The sequence below is a fragment of the Paenibacillus sp. JNUCC 34 genome (assembly GCF_058269055.1).
Genome location: NZ_CM177770.1, coordinates 5580783 through 5602639, shown reverse-complemented (window position 1 = coordinate 5602639; position 21857 = coordinate 5580783). Strand labels below are relative to the sequence as shown.

At 49.1% G+C, this 21857-nt stretch carries 14 protein-coding genes; 10 read left to right on the top strand and 4 right to left on the bottom strand.

Annotated elements, in window-relative coordinates; translation table 11 throughout:
* Positions 1-125: 125 nt before the first annotated feature.
* The 3 genes from AC2TF5_RS25895 to AC2TF5_RS25885 all read left to right on the top strand — a co-directional run bounded on the left by AC2TF5_RS25895 (position 126) and on the right by AC2TF5_RS25885 (position 6156).
* Positions 126-1457, top strand: coding sequence for an MFS transporter (locus tag AC2TF5_RS25895; RefSeq protein ID WP_491299945.1), 1332 nt, complete (start codon positions 126-128; stop codon positions 1455-1457).
* Positions 1458-1472: 15 nt separating this feature from the next.
* Entirely contained in the window at positions 1473-3764 is a 2292-nt protein-coding gene (locus AC2TF5_RS25890; RefSeq protein WP_491299944.1) for a glycoside hydrolase family 3 C-terminal domain-containing protein, read from the top strand.
* Positions 3765-3855: 91 nt separating this feature from the next.
* Positions 3856-6156: a glycoside hydrolase family 3 protein gene (locus AC2TF5_RS25885; protein WP_491299943.1), complete on the top strand. Its 2301-nt coding sequence runs from the start codon at positions 3856-3858 to the stop codon at positions 6154-6156.
* A gap of 410 nt (positions 6157-6566) precedes the next feature.
* Here AC2TF5_RS25885 and AC2TF5_RS25880 read toward each other — a convergent pair whose 3' ends face one another.
* Complete coding sequence (locus AC2TF5_RS25880; RefSeq protein ID WP_491303004.1) at positions 6567-7400, bottom strand: AraC family transcriptional regulator; 834 nt, start codon at positions 7398-7400, stop codon at positions 6567-6569.
* Between the two features lie 142 nt (positions 7401-7542).
* Between AC2TF5_RS25880 and AC2TF5_RS25875 the strand changes: the two genes are divergently transcribed.
* The 7 genes from AC2TF5_RS25875 (at position 7543) to AC2TF5_RS25845 (ending at position 16302) form a co-directional block, all read left to right on the top strand.
* Positions 7543-8316: a sugar phosphate isomerase/epimerase family protein gene (locus AC2TF5_RS25875; protein WP_491299942.1), complete on the top strand. Its 774-nt coding sequence runs from the start codon at positions 7543-7545 to the stop codon at positions 8314-8316.
* A gap of 45 nt (positions 8317-8361) precedes the next feature.
* Positions 8362-9381 (top strand): Gfo/Idh/MocA family protein, encoded by a 1020-nt coding sequence (locus AC2TF5_RS25870; RefSeq protein WP_491299941.1) that lies wholly within the window; start codon positions 8362-8364, stop codon positions 9379-9381.
* A 296-nt stretch (positions 9382-9677) separates the two neighbouring features.
* Positions 9678-11465: a cache domain-containing sensor histidine kinase gene (locus AC2TF5_RS25865; RefSeq protein ID WP_491299940.1), complete on the top strand. Its 1788-nt coding sequence runs from the start codon at positions 9678-9680 to the stop codon at positions 11463-11465.
* A gap of 41 nt (positions 11466-11506) precedes the next feature.
* A complete protein-coding gene (locus tag AC2TF5_RS25860) occupies positions 11507-13087 on the top strand; it encodes a response regulator transcription factor (protein ID WP_491299939.1) in 1581 nt (526 codons plus the stop codon).
* Between the two features lie 72 nt (positions 13088-13159).
* The gene (locus AC2TF5_RS25855) at positions 13160-14482 is read left to right on the top strand and encodes an extracellular solute-binding protein (RefSeq protein WP_491299938.1); all 1323 of its coding nucleotides are present in this window, start codon (positions 13160-13162) and stop codon (positions 14480-14482) included.
* Positions 14483-14522: 40 nt separating this feature from the next.
* Complete coding sequence (locus AC2TF5_RS25850) at positions 14523-15398, top strand: carbohydrate ABC transporter permease (RefSeq protein ID WP_491299937.1); 876 nt, start codon at positions 14523-14525, stop codon at positions 15396-15398.
* 79 nt (positions 15399-15477) lie between these two features.
* On the top strand, positions 15478-16302 hold the full coding sequence (locus AC2TF5_RS25845; protein ID WP_491303003.1) for a carbohydrate ABC transporter permease: 825 nt from the start codon (positions 15478-15480) through the stop codon (positions 16300-16302).
* A gap of 145 nt (positions 16303-16447) precedes the next feature.
* Here AC2TF5_RS25845 and AC2TF5_RS25840 read toward each other — a convergent pair whose 3' ends face one another.
* Genes AC2TF5_RS25840 through AC2TF5_RS25830 form a run of 3 tightly spaced genes read right to left on the bottom strand, consistent with a single transcriptional unit; the run spans position 16448 to position 21835 of the window.
* Positions 16448-18940 (bottom strand): glycoside hydrolase family 38 N-terminal domain-containing protein, encoded by a 2493-nt coding sequence (locus AC2TF5_RS25840; RefSeq protein ID WP_491299936.1) that lies wholly within the window; start codon positions 18938-18940, stop codon positions 16448-16450.
* Positions 18941-18954: 14 nt separating this feature from the next.
* Positions 18955-19977, bottom strand: a complete 1023-nt coding sequence (locus AC2TF5_RS25835; protein ID WP_491299935.1) for an ROK family protein — start codon at positions 19975-19977, stop codon at positions 18955-18957.
* Positions 19964-21835: a class I mannose-6-phosphate isomerase gene (locus AC2TF5_RS25830; protein WP_491299934.1), complete on the bottom strand. Its 1872-nt coding sequence runs from the start codon at positions 21833-21835 to the stop codon at positions 19964-19966. Before AC2TF5_RS25830 ends, AC2TF5_RS25835 begins: the two co-directional genes overlap by 14 nt.
* Positions 21836-21857: the final 22 nt, after the last annotated feature.

Genomic DNA, 21857 nt, shown 5'->3' with positions numbered 1-21857 from the left:
AAAGCGTTTACAGAAAGACATTAAAAATAAGCATAAAAGTCTGTAAGAAGCCGCCTGTCTTGAAGAAGGCGGTTTCTTTTATAATACAATTGTAACCGTTTTCATAATGATTAGGGGGGATATAAATGGCTGGGGCTAAGGTGAAAGGGCAGGTTCGAACATCTTTAGGCAGATTGACTTTCGGCATTATGCTAGGCTACGGCTGTATGATGCTGGCATTGATGACACCGGCATCCTTATTGCTGACATTCAAGATGATTGAGATTGACCCGAACGGATATACATCTTCTTATGGTCTGGTTGCTGGTATTGGCGCATTCTTTGCCTTGATTGGCAACCCTCTGGGCGGTGCGATTAGTGACCGGACGAACATATCGTTTGGCCGCCGGCGGACATGGATTCTGATTGGTCCTTTGATCGGCTGTGCTGCTCTTCTGTTAATTGGTATGACGTCCTCGTTAGGGCTCATTATTATAGGCTGGGCCATTGCACAATTGTTCTTCAATTTCGGGATGGCGGCTTATACCGCACTGATACCCGATCAGGTCAAACAGGAGAAACAAGGGACGGTATCCGGGCTGCTTGGTTTGGTTCTTCCGGTTGCCATTGCGATCGGTATGGTTATGATGACGATCATGACGGATGCTTCTTCAGTAACGAAATGGATTTTGCTCGCTGTGATTGGGGTTGTAGGTCCGGTTCTCAGCTTGTTCCTGATTCAGGATGGTAAAGTGGAAGTCGTTCATAAGGAAAAAGAAAAGATCCCATTTGGCGAGAAACTCAGTAAGGTCTACCCTAGTCCGCGCCGTTTTCCGGCTTTCACTTGGGCGGTTGTATCGAAGTTTCTGCTGATGATGGGTTACTGCAGCACTCTCTATTTCACCATGATGCTGGTTAACCGGATGGGCTATACGGAAGCCGAGGCAACGGCCAGCGTAGCAACCGTGAACATTATCTCTATGATTGCGATGGCCGTTACGAGTATATTTGGCGGAATGCTGTCTGATAAGTTCCGTAAGCAAAAACCGTTCCTGTATTTGTCGGCTTTGATTATGATTCTGGCAACACTGGTCTTTGCATTTGTTCCTAACTTCACTGCATTTGTAATCGCCTCAGCGGTTCTTGGTCTCGGTTTCGGTTGTTTCTCTGCCGTTGATATGGCACTCGTTGCGCGAATTCTGCCTCGGAAAGAAGATTCGGCTAAAGACTTCGGCATTATGAACGTGGCGAACGCGCTGCCGCAATCGATTGTACCTGCAATCGCGCCATTCCTGCTAGGCGCTGGCACGATGATTGGCATCGGAGACTGGACCTTCTTCTATATCGCACTCGCCGTGTTTATGGTGTTCGGTATGATATCCATTAAACCGTTGCCTGAAGTCGGGGAATCTGTTGCAACCGAAGGCGGATCGGGCACTTCCGCTGACCTCACAACACCAAGTATGCAAAATATGTAAGGGGGACGTTCAAATATGAATCGAAATATACAAGAAATCATTACGCAGATGACTCTGGAAGAGAAAGCAAGCCTTTGTTCTGGTCTGAACATGTGGCAGACCAAACCAGTAGAACGGCTGGGAATACCGTCGATCTCGATGACGGATGGGCCGCATGGCTTGCGAAAACAGGGAAACCTCGCAGACATGTCCAGCAAAACCGTTCCATCCACCTGCTTTCCGAGCGGCGCTGGGCTTGCCTCTTCATGGGACCGACAGTTGATCCAGGAAGTCGGCAAGGCGCTTGGCGAAGAGTGTCAAGCGGAGGATGTGCAGATTATTCTCGGGCCGGCTGTCAATATCAAGCGTTCACCGCTATGCGGACGAAACTTTGAATATTTCTCTGAGGACCCGTACCTGTCCTCGGAGATGGGAACGCATCACGTATATGGTGTACAGGGTGAAGGCGTTGGAACTTCGGTAAAACATTTTGCAGTCAACAACCAAGAGACGCTCCGTAACTCCATTAACGCCGTTGTGGATGAAAGAACGTTGAACGAAATTTACCTCCGCAGCTTTGAAGGACCGATCACAGCTGGGGATGCCTGGACCGTGATGTGCGCGTACAATCTGGTGAACGGAGAGTTCTGCTCGGAGAACGAAGATTTGCTGACCGATGTGCTGAAAGAAAGATGGGGACACCAAGGTCTGGTTATGACCGACTGGGGGGCCATTAACGAGCGGGTCAAAAGCTTAAAGGCCGGACTTGAGCTGGAGATGCCTTATGTTGGACCAGAGCATGATGGGATGATCGTCGAAGCCGTGAAATCTGGTGAATTGGATGAATCGGTGCTAGACCACACAGTAGAGCGGCTGCTGACGGTGATATTCAAAGCTTTTGATAACAAGAAGCCGGGCTTCACCTACGACCAAGAGGAGCACCACAAGCTGGCCCGCCGTACAGCAGCGGAATGTATGGTCTTGTTGAAGAATGAAGACAATCTGCTTCCTCTGGGGCCTCAGCAGTCGGTTGCTGTTATTGGTGCTTTTGCCAAAAATCCGCGCTATCAAGGTGGCGGCAGCTCACATATTGCCCCAACGCAGCTGGATGCTGCTTATGATGCGATTGTGGAGATGGCACAGGGCAAGGTGACTTACGCTGAAGGATACAACCTGAAGGGTGATGCCCTTCATGAAGACCTGATTGCAGAAGCTGTAGAGGCTGCAGTTGGGACAGAGGTTGCTGTTATTTTTGCAGGCTTGCCGGATTCATTCGAATCTGAAGGTGTCGATCGTACGCATCTTCATATCCCGGACTCGCAAATCGAGCTGATCAAGCGGGTTTCAGCGGTACAGCCGAATACGGTTGTTGTACTCTCCAATGGATCACCAGTCTCCATGCCTTGGCTGTCTGATGTGAAAGCCGTGCTCGAAGGATATTTGGCTGGTCAGGCAACAGGCTCCGCAGCAGCTGATGTACTGTTCGGTGTCGTGAATCCGAGCGGCAAGCTGGCCGAGACTTTCCCTGCTACATTGGAGCAAACTCCGGCCTATCTTAATTTTCCGGGTGGTAAAAGTGAAGTGTATTACGGAGAAGGGCTGTTTGTAGGATATCGATACTACGAAGCCAAGAAGGAGCAGCCGTTGTTCCCGTTCGGACATGGACTTAGCTACACTCAATTTGCTTACGAGAACATTTTAATGGATAAGAAACAAGTAAAGGATACAGAGTCCGTGACGATTACCGTGACGGTTCGTAATACAGGGGATCGTGCAGGCAAGGAAGTGGTACAGCTCTATGTGAAGCCACTTGATAGTACGGCTGTCCGGCCTGTGAAGGAATTGAAAGGCTTCGAGAAAGTTCATCTTGAGCCAGGTGAATCCAAGACGATGAGCTTTACGCTCGATAAGCGCGCCTTCGCTTACTACAATACAGAAATTCAGGACTGGTTCGCGGAAACCGGCGTATATGATGTTTTGGTCGGTGGCTCATCCGTGGATACACCACTGTCTGTGTCTATCAACGTGATTTCAACAGCGATTCCATTTAAAAAAGTTACTCGTAATACGAAGTTTTATGAGCTGCTGGCGATCCCGGAAACGGCGCCAATAGCTTCAGAGCTTATGGAGCTTAGTATGGAACGGATTAAGCAGATGGGAGCCATGTTTGCAGACAGCATGGACAGCGGCTTGACTGAGCTGTTTGATGCGGTTGTACAGTGGAAGAAATACGACGGTCTCCGTTCCATTGGAGGAATGATTGGCGGTATGTCGGAGGAGAAACTGACGGCAACGATTGATGAGTTGAACCAGAAGCTGGGACTTTAAAAATAGAGAAGTCGTATATACAAGCAATCAATGCTGTGTTGTTTCTGGCGTAGCGCATAGGAGAGACAAACTTGGAGTGGAGGGAACCAGAATGAACAATCAAACGATCCAAACCGTGAACGAAAGTGGAGACAACATACAATATGTTAATAACCCGGGAGGTCCTAAGCTGGGCTACTCTCCTGGCTCAGGCGTAACGATCATAGAGCAGGATGGACTGTTTTTCAAGGATTTGAGCCGTGACGGCCAGCTGGATCGATATGAGGATTGGCGATTATCGCCCAAGGAGCGGGCCAAGGACTTGGCGTCCAAAATGACCGTGGAGCAAATCGCAGGTCTGATGCTGTATAGCCGGCATCAATCCATTCCAGCTGCAAGCAACTCCTGGTTCTCAGGCACCTATGGCGGTAAATCCTATGAGGAGAGTGGAGTGAAACCATGGGCGCTGACGGATGAGCAGCTTGCTTTTCTCGTCAAGGATCACCTGAGACATGTACTGGTGACAACGGTGGAGAGTCCGGAAGTTGCAGCACACTGGAACAATAAAGTGCAAGCTTATGCGGAAGGTACGGGACTTGGAATTCCGGCAAATAACAGCTCAGACCCACGGCATAGCTCAGATGCCAGCTCGGAGTTTAATGCGGGCTCCGGCGGGCACATCTCCATGTGGCCGGAGACGCTGGGCTTGGCTGCAACCTTTGATCCGGGCATCACCAAGAAATTTGGTGAGGTTGCATCTAAGGAATACCGTGCGCTTGGCCTTGCAACAGCACTCTCCCCACAGATTGATATTGCTACAGAGCCGCGTTGGTTCCGGTTTAACGGTACTTTCGGTGAGGATTCACGGATGACTACCGATATGGCTCGCGCCTACGTTGATGGGTTCCAGACATCGGAGGGAGAGAGAGAAATTTCCGAGGGATGGGGCTATGACAGTGTTAACGCCATGGTGAAGCACTGGCCTGGAGGCGGATCAGGCGAAGCCGGAAGAGATGCCCATTTCAGCTGTGGGAAATATGCGGTTTATCCAGGAAACAACTTTGAAGAGCATTTGATTCCATTTGTGGATGGAGCTTTTAAGCTGGATGGAAAGACCGGTATGGCTTCAGCTGTTATGCCGTACTACACAATCTCAACGGATCAGGACACCGTAAACGGGGAGAATGTCGGCAATTCTTATAACTCCTATCTGATCAAGGATTTGCTGCGGGAGAAATACAGCTATGACGGTGTGGTCTGCACTGATTGGCTGATTACCGCTGACGAATCCGGCCCCCGAGATTCTTTCCTTACCGGTAAGCCATGGGGAGTGGAAGAACTGACGGTGGCGGAGCGGCATTACAAGCTGCTAATGGCAGGTGTTGACCAGTTTGGCGGCAACAACGAAATTGAACCGGTACTGACTGCCTATCAGATGGGCGTTGAAGAGCATGGAGAATCGTATATGCGGGATCACTTTGAACAGTCTGCGGTACGCCTGCTGAGCAATATGTTCCGTCTTGGACTGTTTGAGAATCCGTATGTTGAGCCGTTGGAAAGCGCGGAAATCGTGGGAAATCCAGAGTTTATGCGTGAGGGATATGAAGCACAGTTGAAATCGATCGTTATGCTGAAAAATAAAAATGGCGTACTACCTCTTCAGCGGAAGAGTAAGGTCTACATTCCGAAACGCTTTATGGCGGCCGGAAAGGACTGGTTTGGCAATCCAACGCCGGAAAGCCTTGATCACCCGGTGAATCTGAACATCGTGTCAAAATACTTCGTGGTCACCGATAATCCTGATGAAGCTGATTTTGGCCTAGTATTTATCAGCACACCGAAATCGGGAACCGGTTATAGCGAGGAGGATGAGGATCAGGGAGGCAACGGATATGTGCCGATGAGTCTGCAATACAAGACCTATACGGCAGAACATGCGCGCGAAGTGAGCCTGGCTGGCGATGCGCGTCAGAGCGATGTGCTGGATCGTTCCTATAAAGGAAAATCCGTCACACCTCAGAATACAACGGATCTGGATATGGTGCTGGAAACAAAGGAAATGATGAAAGGTAAACCGGTCATTGTGTCCATGCTCTTGTCGAATCCGACTGTAGTTGAAGAATTTGAAGCTGAAGTTGATGCCATCCTTGTGAACTTCGGCGTTCAGGATCAAGCCATCATGGAGGTGCTTACAGGTACGGTAGAGCCTTCAGGCCTACTGCCGATGCAGATGCCGGCTAATATGAGAACGGTGGAAGAGCAGTTCGAGGATGTGGCATATGATATGGAATGTCATGTGGATTCCGAGAACCATACCTATGATTTTGCCTTCGGCCTCAACTGGAATGGTGTTATTGAGGATGAGCGGACGAAGAAATACCGGAGAGCGCGCACATTAGAAAAACAGCAGTGAGCGAGTGCATTCGGCGCAGCTGATCAAGAAATTTTTGGAGTACAGCCTGATTGTGTAGTAGATCGAAATAGAGTGAAAAAAGCCCCGAATATCGGGGCTTTTATGCTATAATCTGGAATGTACAACACACCTTGAGTGGGCGCACCCTCCGAAAGGAGGTGATGCGATGAACATTTCGTTTGGTGAAGTGATAACCTTCGGGATATTCCTGATGGCGTTGCTTACTTACATTGATAAACGAAAGTAACCCACTCTTAGGTTGTCGCCAAAGTGGGTTACTTTCTGATCACTTTTGATCTTGGAGGGGATCCCACTCAAGATGTTTGTACTGAGGACGGTTGGCACACCGTCCTTATTTCTATTGTTATCATACCATACACATATTTAGACCTCAATAAAACAACATATACTCACTTGATATCGTCCCGAGCTGACTCAACCGATCTGGCGGGCATTGTTTCCGTCTCCCGAAATCTCGCTGGAGGCATGCCGTATTTGGTCCGGAATACACGATGAAAATACGAATAGCTGGCAAATCCACACGTCTCGGCTATCTCCTCCAGTGTTAGGGAGCTGTACTTGATACGTTCAACCGCAGCATTAAGCCGGATCTCCAGCGCATATTGGATCATGGTTTTGCCATAACAGACTTTGAACAGCTGAACAGCCCGAGACAAGCTAAGGTCGACATAAGCAGCAGCCTCTTCAAGCTTAAACGTAACGGTAGCATGCTCTTCAATGAATCTCTTCAAGCGTAATGCCATGAAGGCTGAGCGGTCCGTAGGTTTCGTCTCCGTGATCGCTCGATCCAGACACAGGCAGAGACCTTGCAGCAAATAACCGGTTAACTCAACATTCTCCCCCTCCGGCCCGCGGCGCTTCTCCAGCAGAAGCTGCCTCCACAAGCCGAGCAAATGGTCGTCAATGCTGATATGGTTGACTAGGTGGCGGTTCATGCGGCTCCACCAGGCATCGATCCAAGTACCATCGCAAAAAATAAAGTAATCGCCGCTCGACACACGTCCGTCACTCGTTTCCTCTCTTACCCGCATCTCATATTCATCCCCGGGTTTAAGTAGAAGGAGATCACCGGCTTGTAAATGATACCTCTTGCCGTTGCAGAAAGCCTCGCAAGAGCCTTCGGTTTGCAGACGGAACAGATAGGTTGTCAAGCCGTTCTTATGATTGTTGCTAAAAGGCGCAGTGTGATAGGAATAATCGCAGATCAGCAGTCTTGACTCCACCATGACTTAACCTCCACTCTAAAAAAAGTAAGCAAATAGTTCATGTTATGACAATATAGTTTATGTTCATTTTAGCCTACTTTCATGTATGATGGTACCATATAGAGCATTAACACAATCCATTGAATAGAGGTGTCCTTCCATGAGAAAAATGGGTATCGGACTGCAAATGTATACGCTTCGCGACGAAACTGCACAGGATTTCCGCGGTACGCTTCGCAAAGTGGCTGAACTGGGATATGAAGGTGTGGAGTTCGCAGGCTATGGCGACATTCCGGCAGAGGAGATGAAAGCGCTTCTTCAGGAGCTGGGTCTTAAGGCGATTGGCAGTCATGTGGGACTGCATCTTCTTCGCGAGGATCTGCAAAAGGAGATCGATTACCTGAAAACGATCGGTGCCAAGTATATGATGTGTCCATATGTAGCTCCAGAAGACCGTGAGAGTGCAGAAGATTGGAAGAACCTCTTTGCCTTCTTGGAAGAAGTAGGTGCTGAAGCACGCAAGCAGGGACTGATCTTTGGTTATCACAACCATGCATTCGAATTTGAAGCTGAAGTGGATGGCGAATTTGTATTTGATGCCATGTATTCAACGACTTCACCAGAAGCGGTTCAAGTTGAGATGGACGTATGCTGGGTACAGTTTGCCGGACAAGATCCGCTTGCTTACATTCCCAAATATGCAGGACGTTTGCCACTCCTTCACCTGAAGGATTTCAGCAAGGATGCCGAGGGCAACATGCAGACGCTTGAGCTGAGCCAAGGCTCGGTTGACTTGCCGGCTGTTATTCAAGCCGCTTCGGATGCAGGTACAGAATGGCTGATTGTGGAGCAGGATGTATGCCAGAATCCGCCGCTTCAAAGCGTATCGAACAGCTTGAACTGGCTGAAAGAGAACTATCTAAACCAATTCTAATCTTCAGTTCAACTTATATATTTACTCACAGAGGAGACAATCAACATGAACAAAATCAAAATTGCTGTATTTGGCTGCGGTGCTATTGCCCAGCGCAGACATATTCCTGAATATGCTGCCAATCCTAACGTAGAGCTGGTTGCCTTCGCTGATCCGTTAAAAGAACGTGTTGAAGAGGTTGCTAAGATTTATGGTGGAAAAGCTTACACAAGCTATGAAGAATTGCTGAAAAATGAAAAGCTGGATGCAGTTAGCGTGTGTACGCCGAACTACCTGCATGCGCCGATGACCATTGCGGCAGCGAATGCGGGCTTGCATGTATTGGTTGAGAAGCCGATGGCTACTACAGCAGAAGAAGGAGAGCAAATGATTGAGGCTGCACGTAAAAACGGCGTGTACCTGATGGTTGGCCACAATCAGCGCCTGATGCCTCCGCATGTGAAGGCGAAGGAAATCCTCGACTCCGGCAAGCTTGGAAAAGTACTTACGTTCCGTACTTCTTTCGGTCATGGTGGTCCGGAGAGTTGGAGCTTGGATGGACGTGATAGCTGGTTCTTCCGCAAAGAAGAAGCAATCATGGGTGCTATGGGTGATCTCGGTGTGCATAAATCCGACTTTATCCGTTATTTGCTGAATGATGAAATTGCAGAAGTGGCGGGCTTTATTGGCACTATTCATAAGGAAGGAACAGACGTGGATGACAATGCCACTTGTATCGTTCGCATGAAGAGCGGCGCTGTCGGAACGCTGATGGCTAGCTGGACACATTATAGATCCGGTGACAACAGTACTGTGCTGTGGTGCGAGAATGGCGTCATGAAGATTGGTGCTGTAGAGGGGGATGAGGTTGTCGTTGAGCTTACGAACGGCACGGTAGAAACCTACAAGGTCGGCGCAATGGCAACCAACGAAAAGCAGGTTCCTAGCGGTGTGATCGATGCGTTCGTTGAGTCCATTCTGACCAACACACCACCGACGATTTCCGGTGAAGAAGGCTTGCGTTCATTGAACGTTATCCTGGGTGCGTTCGAATCTCAGGCAACAGGAAGCATCGTAAAATTGTAATTGAATCATGATTTAATATAACCCTCTCATGGGCTGTGGCGGGATGTTATTCCTGCCATTGCCGGGGAGGTTTTTTTGCGTTCGGATATCTTTAGCGGTCATCACTGGATTCAAGCTACAGCAGGTCCATTGGATAATTTTATCCCCCTCTGTGACGAAGAAATCATTTACTCCGACAGGAGGATTACTCTAAGATAGACTTTAAAATCTATTGGGCTGAAAGCGCTTGCGCTTGGCAGTTGGCTCATGAGATAAGCATCTGTGTGGTTTAGGCACATAAGAACTGAGGTGAAGGAATGAAAAAATGGCTCGGAAAATCGCTTAAACACAAGCTTTCACTACTGATCATCATTGCGACGATGGTTCCACTCCTGTTTCTCGGTCTATTCTCTTACAATATGGCGGGCGGCATTACTGAGGAAAAGGCCAAAATATCAGGGATGAATACGTTGCGGCAGCTTGAGGCTTACCTGGTGACGATGGTGAAGGACGTAGAGAACATGTCTCTTTTTCTAATCGGGCACAGTGGGGTTCAGAGTTATCTGAAGTCGCCGGAGAGAGAAAGCAATTATACGCAGCAGACATCAATCATCAACTTCTTGACAAATCTAGCGTTCTCGAAGGAGTATATTGCGAACATTATTATTGAGCCGCTCGGAGCAAAACAGCCGATTTCGCATAAATCATTGATCCGTTCTGAGTTCACTGACATTACGGAGGATATCCCGGATTATTACAAGGGCCATCCCAAGTGGTGGTCTAATGTACACCGACAGTGGACGTCGGATGGAGTACGGCAGGTTGTGACGTTGGCTCGTCCGATTCGAAGCACGGATAAATACAAGCCGATTGGTAAGGTCCAGATCAATGTGGACCAAGCCGTGATTGCTTATCAGGTCACGCAGGCGGCTCTGGAGAAGAGCGGATTTGTGCTGCTGCTGGATGAGCATGACCGGATCATTGCCGGTCCTCCCGACATGGAGACGAACCGTGCGCTATCCGATTTTTATCCGGGTATGAAGTTGATGGAAGGACCAAGCGGGACTTTAAATTACGGGGAAGGGACGGCTAAGAAGACTGTACTCTACAAATCGGTATCGGATGTGAACTGGAAGCTGGTCGGCATCATTCCAGCTGCAGAATACCGCTCGCAGAACCAGTATGTGCTCGGTTTGATGGCCGTTGCGGTCACCGTTGCGATTCTTCTCGTGATCATTCTCGTTGTCTTTCTGATACAGAAAATTACGAAACCGTTATCCACCTTGACCAAATTCCTCAAAAACTCAAGTCCGGAGGAGCCGCTTCCCGCTATTCCCGTGACAACGATTGATGAGGTGGGACAGCTGGTCATCAGCTATAACCGTCTAAGCTCCCGGATTGTGAAGCTGACGGAGGAAGTGAAGCTAAGTGAATCTCTGAAAAAAGAAGCGGATATGCAGGCACTTCAGGTACAGATCAACCCGCATTTCCTGTACAATACCCTGTCTTCCATCCAGTGGCTTGCCTTGATGAACAAAGACAGCAAAATCGCTGATATGGTCGGATCGCTGAGTGACTTTCTCAGATTCAGCCTGAATAACGGTCAGGAATATTGTGCCGTCCACCAGGAGATGGAGCATGTCCGGAATTATGTGAATATTCAGTCCATCCGTTACCCGGATAAATTGATCTTTCATGTGTATATGGATGACCGGGTCCGTGATCTTACCATGCTTAAGCTGTTACTGCAGCCACTCGTTGAGAACGCGATGCTGCATGGTATTTTGAAACGGGAAGGACTAGGGACGATTACAATTCATGCAAGCTGTGATGAACACGGTATCCATTTGATGGTGGAGGACGATGGAATAGGCATGAGTGAGGAACGACTATTATGGCTGCGTACTCAATTGGAGGAGCATCCGGTTCACGTTCATGAAAAGGAGAGGTCTTCCCAAGGAGGCTACGGACTCCGCAATGTGAATAATCGGCTTCATCTTCATTACGGCAAGGAGGCCGTTCTTCGGATCGAGAGCACGGAAGGAAGAGGGACAGTAGTTAGGTTTACGATCCCGATTGGAGAGGACAGGTCGGGGATCGAATAGGGCTGAATCACACATGTGATGGGAAAGGGAGATGATCTTGGATGAAGGTGTTGATTGTGGATGACGAGGTGATCATTCGGACGGGGTTGAGCACGGTAATTAACTGGGAGGGCAGTGGTTTTTCCGTATTGGAGCCGGCCGCTTCAGCGGAAGAGGCACTGCAGCGGATTCCGTGTGAACAGCCTGACATTATTTTTACCGATATTCGGATGACGGGCATGAGTGGAATTGAACTGGCCCGTGAAGTAATGAACGAGTGGCCGGACACAGAAATGATCATTATATCCGGCTTTGATGAGTTTATATATGCCCAGCAGGCGATGCGGGAAGGCGTCAGTGAATATTTGTTAAAAACAAGCCGGCCCGACGAAATAATACAGGCGGCGATTCGGGCAAAGGCTCGGATTGAACAACGGCGGCAGGAAGATGACCTGGGCAGGACGCAGGAAAGAGCGGTTAACCGCAGCTTTCTGAGAAGACTGCTTGCCTCGGCTACTCTTCCGGATGAGAAGACGGTAACAGAGATGTGGAACAGATACCCCGATTTGAGGATTACTCAGGGGAAGCACCAACTGCAGGTCTGGATCATTGCCTCCCGTCATGACGAAACTGCCGGAGAAGAAGGGAGTGCACCAGAAGTCTCCTACCATGCCCTTGGGGAGAGATTGATCGAACTTCTTCCTTACGGATGTGAATGGTTGCAGTGGGACGACTCGATCTTACTGCTGATCAGAACTGAGGTGGAACGTGAGGGCATAAGCAAGCTGGAATATATGATCCGGAAAGCGGGGGAAGAACTGAACTGCGACACCTTTGCCGCCTGCGGGCAACCGATCGGTGATGTAAGGCAGCTGCGACGGGCTCTAGATACAGCCATGGAAGCTGGTTCTTATGAATGGCTGTTAAGCCATAAAGATTATGTACGCTACGAAGACATAAGTGAGCGTAAAGGTGTTCGGGTATTTTGCACGATGGAAGAGGAGAAGGAGCTGGCAGCATGGCTTCGGGCGGAGGACCCTGGCATCTTGAAGAGTGGAATCACGGAGCTGCTGGCACGTCTCCGGTGTGATCATCAAGCGACGCCAAGCTCGGTGCAAGGTTATCTTCAGACCTTGATCGTTGCCGGACACCGCTGGCTGGAGCGTTCGGCGTTGTCTATCGGCCGTTCTTATGAACCGCCGAATGGGGATAAGCTGGACATGGCTGAACTTGCGCAAAGACCGGAGAAGGTGCTGATGCACCATTTTGAAACGCTAATTAAGCAGCATGCCGAGCTGGTATCCGGTATGAATCCGGTTCAGCGCGCGGTCGCGTATATACACGAGCATCTGGGCCAAGGGTTATCGCTGCAGCAAGTTGCAAAACATGTACATATGAATTCAAATTATTTCAGCGAGTTGTTCAAACGGGAAACTGGACAGAACTATATCGAGTTCGTAACACAGGCCAAAATGCAGAAAGCGATGGCATTGCTGCTTGAAACTCCTGCCAAAATTAGTGAAGTGGCGAATGAAGTCGGCTATGAGGATTTGAAGTATTTTAACCGTCTGTTCAAAAAATTTACGGGAATGACCCCCTCTGAATATCGGGCAAATGCTGAAATTTATCCCTCTATCGACTGAATTATGTCCCCTACGGACCTACGCCCTCCTCTTCTATACTTGGGTTATTCATGCTATCAAGGAGGATTGACAATGAAACCAATACAAAAAATGGGTCTAGTCCTGCTCATGCTGACTCTGATCTTGGCAGGTTGCGGAGAATCAAGTAGTGAACCGAAAGGTGAAACCGCTAACAAAGGGGATAAGGTCAAGCTGACGGTCTGGCACAATTTTGCCGGTGATGATCTTCGGGCCAAAACCGTACGGAGCTTTATCGATCAATTTGCCCAGGATAATCCCGATGTTCAGCTTGATGCTCAGGCGATTCCAGTAGACGGTTATCGTCAGCGTCTCAGTACGGTAGCGGCTGCGAATGAGCTGCCAGACTTAATGTTCGTATATGCAGGTAGTCATTCTACAGAATTGTATAAAGCCGACCTGCTTCAGCCGATCACGGACGTGTTGGACCAGAATCCAGAATGGAGAGATAAGTTCCTGCCGGGCGCTTTTGATCCATTCACTTTTAAGGAAAAAGAGGTTTACACAGCTCCACTCGGCATGTCGGCCACCTCGATTTTGTATTACAACACAACTCTATTTGAGAAACACGGCGTCAAAGTTCCAACGACTTGGGAAGAAATGATGACAGCGATTAAGGTGTTTAACGATAACGGAGTGACACCGATTGCCCTCGGCAATAAAGCGCCATGGGTTGCGCAGTCAACCATTATTGGTTCATTGGCTGACCGCGTGACCGGAACAGAATGGTTCAAGAATGCTTCAGAACAAAAAGGTGCCAAATTTACAGACCCTGAATTCGTGGAGGCGCTTGGTTATTTTAAACAGCTTGTCGACAACAAGGCCTTCCAAGAGGGAGCGAACAGCATTGACAACACACAGGCGGAGCAATATTTCATTCAGGGCAATGCAGCGATGATGGTCAGTGGTGCCTGGACACTTACGAACCTTGCATCCTCTGCGAGTGAAGAGCAGATGAAGAACATTGATGTGACCGTTCTGCCGTCTATCCCGGGAGGCAAAGGCGATCCCGATACGATTACTGGCGGAGCAGGTGGTGGTCTCGCATTAAGTAAAAGGACGGAAGGTGCCGCTAGAGAAGCTGCACTGAAGCTCATTTACACGGTCAGCGGACCGGAAGCACAGAAGGCCATTGCCGAGAGCAATTCGATGGTTATGTACGATACGGACATCGATCAAGCCAAAGTAACGTCGCTGTATTATAAAGCATTTAATCTCGTGAAAAAGACAGGCATCACGCCGGTATATGACGCTTACCTAACGGCTGAAGCAGGCGAAGCGATCAATAATGGTCTTCAGGAAATTATGATGGGCGGAACTCCTGAAAGCGTGGCGAAGAAACTTCAGGACGCGCAGGCCAGATCCACAGAACAGTAATGAGACTTCTAAGGGTGTCATAAGAAGGGAGGCGTCTTAAGTGCCAACAGCCATTCGAAGTAAAGGATTTATAGCTCTAGCTCTGCTTCCGGCGCTTCTGCTGTTCCTGTTGTTTGTTATCGTCCCGGTCTTTTGGTCGGCGTATTACGGTTTTTTTAACTGGAAAGGGTTAGGCGAGGCCAAGTTTATCGGCTTTGGCAACTACAATGAAATACTGCACGATCCAATATTTTGGAGAGCACTACGGAACAACCTAATCATTGTAGTGTCATCCATTATAGGACAAATTCCGATTGCCTTAATTTTGGCGCTCCTGCTTCTCAAGAACACATTTTTCTCCAGAATTATTCGTTCTGCCGTCTTTATGCCGATGGTGCTCTCGACGGTCGTAGTCGGTCTTATATGGGGGTATATCTACAATCCGCAGTTCGGTCTTGCGAATAAAGTGCTCGAGATTATCGGACTAGAATCCTGGACACGCGCTTGGCTTTCCGATCCGAAGGTCAACATGTTCGCGATCTCGATCCCGATCAACTGGAGCAACATCGGTCCGTATATGGTTATCTTTATCGCGGCTTTGCAAAATATCTCTCCCGAAATCAACGATGCTGCAAAAATTGATGGTGCGACCGGATGGAAGAAGCTGATTCAGGTGACACTGCCTATGATTTGGGGGACCGTCGTTGTGACACTCGTTCTCTGTATTTCCGGAAGCCTGAAAGCGTTTGATCATGTCATTGTGATGACAGGCGGGGGACCGGCACAGTCCACAGAGCTGCTTGCTACCTATATGTATAACAACACATTTGATGTCTACCGATACGGGTATGGTTCAGCCGTGTCTACCATGATTATGATCATCAGCGCTTTACTGATCGCCATTAATTTTGTGCTGACCCGAAAGAAAGCAAGCTGATGGAAAGGAGCGGCATGTGAAACAACAACAGACACATTCAGCAGAGGCAGCCGGAAGTCTCGCATACCCGAACCGAAGGCTGACCAAGAAAGGCATATCCGGTTTGGTCAAGCTGCTGCTGCTGGTATACTCCCTAATAACACTGTATCCGCTGTATTGGCTATTTATTAGTGCGTTCAAGACGAACCAGGATTTTTTCAACCGTCCTTATGGCTTGCCTCTGGTATGGATGAAAGAGAATATCATCAGGGCGTGGGATCTGGGGAATATGGGAAGGGCGATGCTCAACTCTACCATCGTTACGGTTACATCCGTTGTGCTCACGATTGTGCTCAGCCTCTTAGCAGCTTATGTGCTTGCTCGGTTTCAGTTCCGGTTCAAAAAAGTAGTTATGGCGTTATTTCTGGCCGGGATGCTTATTCCGATTCACAGTACGCTCGTTCCGTTATTTCTCATGATGAAAGAAATCGGATTGCTTAATTCATACGGAGCACTCATTCTGCCGTATACGGCGTTTGAGCTGCCAATTGCGATCTTTTTGGCAATGGCTTACATGGTCTCCATTCCACGGGAGGTTGAGGAAGCGGCTATGATCGACGGCAACGGTTGGTGGGGCATATTCGGAAGGATCATCCTGCCGCTATGCACCCCGATTGTAGCGACGATATCGATATTGGCTTTCTTGCGATTCTGGAATGATTTTTCCTTTGCACTTGTGTTTATCAATTCACAGGCACTAAAGACGCTGCCGCTCAGCCTGTCCCTGTTCTCGGACGGCTTCGGAACAGACTACAGTCTGACGATGGGGGCCATGGCCATAGCGGTCATACCAACGATTGTAGTATATCTTATCCTTCAGGAACAGATCATGAAGGGTATGGTGGCCGGGTCAGTTAAGGGGTAGAAGCAGCATGGTGTGACGCTACATGACAGCAGTCGGAATATAAAAAAAGCAGGGGCACTCTAAGATCATAAAGATCAGGAGATGTCCCTGTTTTTTGTTGCTATAAAGATTGAACTAAAGCTAAGAATCTTTAATTCAACTTATTCTATGACTTGATACGGTGTACCGTAAATTGTCCTGTAGACGCATGAAGCGCCCCAACGGCTTGCTCTGGTGTCGTATGTTGCAGGTGATCAATGGCATAACGGAATTCGTAAAAACCACCAAGCGTCGCTTTAAAATTCGTTTCCCAATAATTCGTCAAGATCCACGCGTAGGTAGAAGGCGTATCCTTCCCGGATTGCTGGGTTTGCAGCTTGCGGTGGCTGTGATCCAAAGTTCCTAACTGCAGCAGGGGTGTATCAGGCATGGAAAGAATAAGCGCTTCATCATCCTCTGCCGAATGCCAGAACAATCCCTCTTGAATACAAGTGTAGTCAAGACAAGAACCTGGGAGTTGGTCCACCCATGGTCGCACAAGGCATCCTGCTTTTTCAACATAAAGCTCAGCTTCGGTACCCATAGAGAATGGCAGAGCCAGATAGACGTTTTCCGGGAGCCAGACACTTTCCTTGTGCAGGCGAACAGACACCTCGACACGTGGCTGGTTAGCAAACATTTTGAGGGTAAGGGCGTAGTAGCTAAGCCCTTTCACTTCAAATACGAGCTCGACCGTGGCGTACAGTGGTCCGTTGTCGAGCACCTGGACTCTGGTTAGACGGCCAGCGTCACGCTGAACATTTACTCCTTTTCGGTTGCGTCCCATTCGGGAACGGGCTGAGCATACCTGGGACGGATTGTGTTCATCCTGAACAGGCGTAACTTCATACACCGGTGTGAATGGAGCATGCATCCGGTTTGTGTCGAGCAGGTCCGTGGAGAGCCGCTTGTCGATCCAAGCGGTGATGCCCTCATTTATTTTCCACTCGATCCGCATCGTCTCCGATTCCATCGAACAGCTGTCCACCATGATCGGATTGGTAGACGATGAAGGCTCCCAAATGTCGTCGACCCCTTCACAACTCACGGGCTTGATATTGCACGCTGTGACCATGCTGTTCCGCGAGCTCTTGATTCCCTGTTGGTCAAGCACGTTAATATGAAGAATTCGAGCTTCATTAGGTAGAAGTGTAAGCTCCGTTACAATTGTATGCTTGTGAGATATTTGATACGGAAGGGCAGTTCCCGTTGTTTCATCGATCAGCTCGAAATCCTTTTTGAGGATACTTGTTTCCCAACCATCCAGTGGCAGCGTAATTTGAAGAGTTGCACTCCCCGGCTCCGTATTGATGACCTCGTAACGCAACGGGCGATTAGGCGATAAAAGAGCTCCGTGACGTGCGACAAGAGCTTGATCCAGCAGGCGATAAGCCCGTTTGCTGGCCTCGGCCGCGTAAGCCTGCTTCCGCACTTCAAGCATTTGCACCTGGGGGTGCCATGGCTCATACACGGAGGAATGATATCCCCAGGTATGCTCTGCATACATGGTTAATGCCTCAGAAGCTGCGTCAATATCGGCTGTGTTCGCCAACTCAGCCTCCTGAACAAGCCTTTTCGCTTTCCGAAGAGTTCGCTGAGCATCACGGTAGATTCCTGTATGAAGTGCTGTTGAGGCAACACCGTCGGACCACCAATCCGGCCAATCACCACGGTGCACAGGAAGCGAAGACAAGTCTTCCTGCTTCAGGATGGCGAAGAATTCAGATAATGTAGCCAGCTTGATCGTAATCTGATTGCCAAATTGTTCATTCCACTGCGTAATCCATTCCGCAATTTCGGCATTCGGAGATGCATTATCCGTACCAAGCCCCGATACCATGATAGGAACGAAGGAGTACGGATACTGCTCCTGTTCGAGATTCCATAAATACCGGTTGATTCGCAGGGTGGCGACTTCATTGTGCCGATCTTCCGGCTCTGACAAGATATGTTGAAGTTCGTCTTTAATGATGTATTTCCCCAACGCATTTGGGCAGAAGCCCAGTTCGTTACCGAACATGTAGTGCTCTCCGTTCCATACGAGCAGCTTATCGCCGTTAGGTGCCTCCCACCAAAATGGGGTCTGCTTGCGCCCAAGGGGGTACATTCCGTGATGTGTATGGATACAGGAAAATAGGTGCTGAATATCGTTCTCCAACAAGCTGGTAGCGTAACCCCAGCTGTATCCATTAATATCAGCAGTCATGGCGCTGTCTATGTGGTGGCCGAAGGATTTGGCGTACTGCTGAGCCTTGCTGTGATTCCGCAGAAGGAGATCCAAGTCGGGCAGCTCCGTCATGTTGAGATACGTTCCTGATAGCTCAATATCTCCCCGGATAATGGCCTGTTGAAAAGCTTCTTTTTCGAGTGGGGAAGCGACTTTTAAGAACTGATCCACGGCCCAGAACGTCTCACATGTCCATCGGAATGGTTTCCATTCCGGCTTGTCACCGCTGCGGGCTGCTTCAACGATGCTCAGAGCCTGACGGATGAAATCAATATGATATTGTTCGATTCGCTCTTGGCGCTCTGTATAACCGATATCCGTATGCGAATGATGAATCACATAGATCGTCCATGGGCGTGCGGGAATATGATCTCCTTTGGTTGGTATGCTCATATTACGATAACCTCCTATTTATGAATCGAGGCGGATGGTTGTTTATCCGTACCCTCAAATAGCTTATGAATGCCTCTAAATACATCTATCATCCCGTCCTGCAGCTGGAGAATCGGAACGGAAAACGTACCGAGAGTCTGCTGTATGTCCTTCTCCCAGAGGGGAAAGCTGCGCGAAATTTGTCCTCCAAGCACTATGCGGTTCGGCTTAAAAGCAGTAGCATAAGGCAGCAGCATTTCTCCCAGCCTGCGGCCGTATTCATGGAACAAATCTGCAGCTTCTGTGTTGCCGTTTTTGGCTTCCTCAGCCAGATCCGCCACATCATCATTCTTCTCTGTTAGGATTCCCCGCTCGGAGGCCATCTTCAGAATACCTCTTCTTCCAAAATAGTCGTCAACGATACGGTCCCGGTAGGGTTCGGCAAACAACATTCCGTTTAATGGTATCCCGCCTTTGCCGGAGACGAGATATCCTTTATCAACAAAAGCGGAGCCTAATCCGGTGCCGAGCGTCAGGCATATCAACCGCTCTGACGGAAACCGGAGGCTGACTCCAAGCCCAAACATGAAGGCGTCATTGCCGAACCGGATATTAGCTGAAGCGAGTGCATCAATCATCGTGTCCGTGCTTGCTGACTTAAGCCGTTGGAATTCTGCACGGAGCAGATCACGAACAGACAGCTTGTACAGTGCTTCATATTTGCCTACTCCCTGAAGCAGTGCTATCCCTCTCGCATAATCGAACGGCCCGGGAAAGGCAAATCCGATCCGGACCCTTTCGTTCTTATCCAAAGGTCCGTAGGCAGAAGTGTAAAAGTTCAGCAACTCGTGACATGCGTCGGCGAAGCTGGCGATCGTATCAGAAGCAGGACCCTGGGATGCCGAGGGTCGGGTTATGAACGTGCCGGGCACGAACTGCCCATTTACGAGCAGAGCTCCTTTTAAAACGGTGCCTCCGGCGTCCAGTGCAAGCGTGATCTCGGCTGGTTTTCCGGCAGGTGCTCCGGTGCCGAAATCGGGTCCGTCACCAGAACGCATCGAAGGCCTCCGTGCCTGAGGTCCGGTTAGGTGGAAGAAGCGGAAGGTTCCAGTCCGGACTTACTTTGGCGGCAATAAGGGTGCAAGCGGAACCGGAAAGGTTCTCCAGGCGGTATTCTCCTACACTAGCCGGGACGATATAGGCTTCGGCATATCCCCACTCAACCGCAGCCTCTTCGTTAGCCGTCGGCACGAGACGGACACGCGCGCCTTCTACGAGATTGTACATCACAAATTCTCCGCCAGTGTCCGCAGTCCAGGTATCCCGCAGAGTCAGTCTGCGGACCTGGAACAGAAGATCGTCACGCTGTCCCAGCAGCTCCTCCGAGTTATTACCTTGGTTGCGGATTACCTTAGGACGGGCTATAAGTCCGCTTTCTACGGCCGAGGTGTCTATGGAATCGTCGATATTGTGGCGCGCGTGTTCCGGGTTCATTGGACGTGGCTTACCATCGGCATCCTTGCGTAAATAGTCATATATTTTAAACGTAAACCACCAGGTAGTTGAAGAGATTTCAAGAACCAGATTGTTCTGGCCGGAGCAGTGCACCGTTCCCGGAGGGATGAGATAAAGAGTACCTTCCTCAGAAGGACATTCGTTAACATAGGAAGGCAGATCCAGCGGTATTGTGCTGTGATGAGCTTCCTCTGAAGCTTTGAGTAATTGGTCTCCCGTCACACCGTCCTTCAAGCCGAGATAGACTTTGGCACCGGTTTTATTTTTCATCACATAGTACGATTCCTGCTGTGTCATATGCTGATTAAATTGGGACTCTATATATTCCTGACTTGGGTGTACTTGCAGAGACAGATATCCTCCCTCCATCGTGTCCAGATAGTTGAAGCGGATCGGGAAATAGCTGCCAAACAGCTCTACATTGCGATCACCCATAATGTCATTGGGGGAAGCCTCCATCAGCAGCGTAAAAGGAACCTCTAGTGTAATCCCATCTATACGGAGTAGAAGAGTGTTCTCCGGAGCAATTGGCTCAAAGCTCCAAGCACAATTCGGCCATTCATCTGGGAGTCCGCACAGCTCTTTCAAATACTGTCCGCCCCAGATGCCGGGTGCAAAAAACGGCTTTACACGAAACGGCTGGCGAGCGGTCTTATGCAGTACATGTTTTAATGACGTTACCGGTAGCCAAATCGGCTCATCGGGATGATTCATATCCATGTAGTAAGCATTCTGATGTGGCTGATCTGCCAAAAATGTCAGCCAGTCATTGCGGTAAGTCTCCCAGACGGGCCATTCGAGAAAATAGCAATTTTTATAAATTTCAACGCGATCCGAGGAGCCTCCGAGTCCAAAGTTGCCAAAGTGCTGTGAATGACGCAACTGCTGATTTTCTCTGGAGTAATCTGCATAGAAGTTCAGATCAGATTTCCCGCCGGAGATAAGGGATGCACCAGGTCCGCACAGGACAACGATGCCTCCTTTAGCAGATAGCTCTGCTGCCCGTTGTGACCAGGCAGTCTTTGTCCCATTTTGAAAATATTGAATGGGCTGAACATCAGTCGCTGTATAACCGAAGGCACGATTGTCTGTCAAATAATGCCCCATCTCCGAACGTAGCTCTGATTCGGATTTTAGAAATTCGGATGTGAAGTGTTGGGTAAAAGGAATGTTCTCCTGTTCGCAAGCAACGTGAAGCGAACGAAGTAATGTATGAAAATCGGTGCCATTCGTTCCATCCAGAGATATAAACACGGTATGCTTTGAATCCCGGTCGCCTTCGGCGGCCTGTTTATACGTTGATAAGATCAGTGAACACCAAGCATCCGCGCCGCGATGAATGGAAATCGATTCATCCTGAACGTTTACATGGTTGATCGGCAATGATTGAAAGGTTGTCATGGGGTAAAACTTCCTCCCTTCT

Bases quoted from the DNA above. Each gene is read 5' to 3' on its own strand.
- AC2TF5_RS25895 (WP_491299945.1), top strand. From the start codon at position 126: ATGGCTGGGGCTAAGGTGAAAGGGCAGGTTCGAACATCTTTAGGCAGA.
- AC2TF5_RS25890 (WP_491299944.1), top strand. From the start codon at position 1,473: ATGAATCGAAATATACAAGAAATCATTACGCAGATGACTCTGGAAGAG.
- AC2TF5_RS25885 (WP_491299943.1), top strand. From the start codon at position 3,856: ATGAACAATCAAACGATCCAAACCGTGAACGAAAGTGGAGACAACATA.
- AC2TF5_RS25875 (WP_491299942.1), top strand. From the start codon at position 7,543: ATGAGAAAAATGGGTATCGGACTGCAAATGTATACGCTTCGCGACGAA.
- AC2TF5_RS25870 (WP_491299941.1), top strand. From the start codon at position 8,362: ATGAACAAAATCAAAATTGCTGTATTTGGCTGCGGTGCTATTGCCCAG.
- AC2TF5_RS25865 (WP_491299940.1), top strand. From the start codon at position 9,678: ATGAAAAAATGGCTCGGAAAATCGCTTAAACACAAGCTTTCACTACTG.
- AC2TF5_RS25860 (WP_491299939.1), top strand. From the start codon at position 11,507: ATGAAGGTGTTGATTGTGGATGACGAGGTGATCATTCGGACGGGGTTG.
- AC2TF5_RS25855 (WP_491299938.1), top strand. From the start codon at position 13,160: ATGAAACCAATACAAAAAATGGGTCTAGTCCTGCTCATGCTGACTCTG.
- AC2TF5_RS25840 (WP_491299936.1), bottom strand. From the start codon at position 18,940: ATGAGCATACCAACCAAAGGAGATCATATTCCCGCACGCCCATGGACG.
- AC2TF5_RS25835 (WP_491299935.1), bottom strand. From the start codon at position 19,977: ATGCGTTCTGGTGACGGACCCGATTTCGGCACCGGAGCACCTGCCGGA.
- AC2TF5_RS25830 (WP_491299934.1), bottom strand. From the start codon at position 21,835: ATGACAACCTTTCAATCATTGCCGATCAACCATGTAAACGTTCAGGAT.